Here is a 1251-nt window from a genome sequence, read left to right as displayed (position 1 = left end):
TTAAGCTCGGCTAATACTTCGTGCAGTGAAGGCACGATAGAGTGACCAAATTGTTTCACCTCATCGCAAGGTTCAACCAAGTCCGGAATTTGATAAGTGATCATGTTTGCCGCTACAGCGGCGCGAACACCGTTATTGGAATCTTCAAAGGCCAAACATCGGCTTGGCTCTACATCCAGACGGTTCGCTGCTAGTAAATAGATTTCTGGGTCGGGTTTGCCGTGGCTCACTTCGCAACCTGTCGTTAGGTTATCGAAGTATTTGCTCAACCCTGCTAATTCCAGTTTGATTTTTGCCACTTCTTTCGCGGTAGATGTCGCGACCGCGATAGGTAAACCTTGTGCTTTCAACCACTCCAGCAACTCAACAACGCCATCTTTTACAGGGATGGCTTGGTGTTTGACAACTGCGTTGTAACGAGTGCGCCATTCAAGATGTAGGCGGTCTAAATTCTCGCCGTAGGCTTTGCGGAAAATCGTCTCAATTCCTGCCGCATTGCGGCCAATGATCGATAGGTAAACATCTTCATAAAACGGAAGGTTTTGTACTTCACATGCTTCTTGGAAAATACGCATACAGACGCGTTCAGTATCAAGAAGTAAACCATCCATATCAAAAATAGCAGCTTGGTATTTCATTACATTACAGGCTTGTTGAGTGAGGGAACACATTCTGGCATAAGCCGACGTAATTTTCTCGGAAATTTACTTTTCTGTTTGTCGCAGCTGTATATCGGATGCGGTCTTATTCGATAGGGTGACTTTATGTCTCTAAAACAAAAATGGTGACAGCGTAGCGTATATCATTCTAATTAATCAATATTATTTTTATTGGTACTGTTTATGTTTTCGTAGTTAATTGATTGTAAATATTGATTGTTTAAATGTTTTGGATTATTCCCGTAGAGTTTTTATAAAAACTATCTCTAATTAAAGCGTGAAACTTGTCGTAATTCATTACTTGGTTTTTAGGTTATTGAGTTGAATGGTTTTTTTATCACTACAATAGATGTTGTTTAAGATATGAATGTCTCGATAATTATTCCTTCAAGCTTAAAAAGTACAGAGCGTTTTAATGAAGCCCGAAGTGAGTAGTTTGTATTGGAGTTTAAGGATGAAGTTTAAAATCGGTTTAATATCCGCAGCTATTTTGTTATCTGGGTGCGCGACTCAAAAAATGGCTTTCCCGACACAAAACAAATTAACCATTACAGGCAATACGTTGGTGTACGACGGCATGATTACCGGGGAT

Annotated in this window: 1 protein-coding gene; it reads right to left on the bottom strand. The window is 40.1% G+C overall.

Going from position 1 to position 1251, the window contains the following annotated elements; translation table 11 throughout:
* The coding region (locus R7E00_RS23955; RefSeq protein WP_318124749.1) for an HAD family phosphatase at window positions 1-638 on the bottom strand (638 nt) is incomplete at its 3' end.
* Between the last annotated feature and the right edge of the window lie 613 nt (window positions 639-1251).

This window comes from Vibrio sp. Vb1755 (genome assembly GCF_033338635.1).
Classification (GTDB): Bacteria; Pseudomonadota; Gammaproteobacteria; order Enterobacterales; family Vibrionaceae; genus Vibrio; species Vibrio alginolyticus.
The sequence above is the reverse complement of the archived record's forward strand: the minus strand, read 5'-3'. Positions and strand labels throughout refer to the sequence as shown.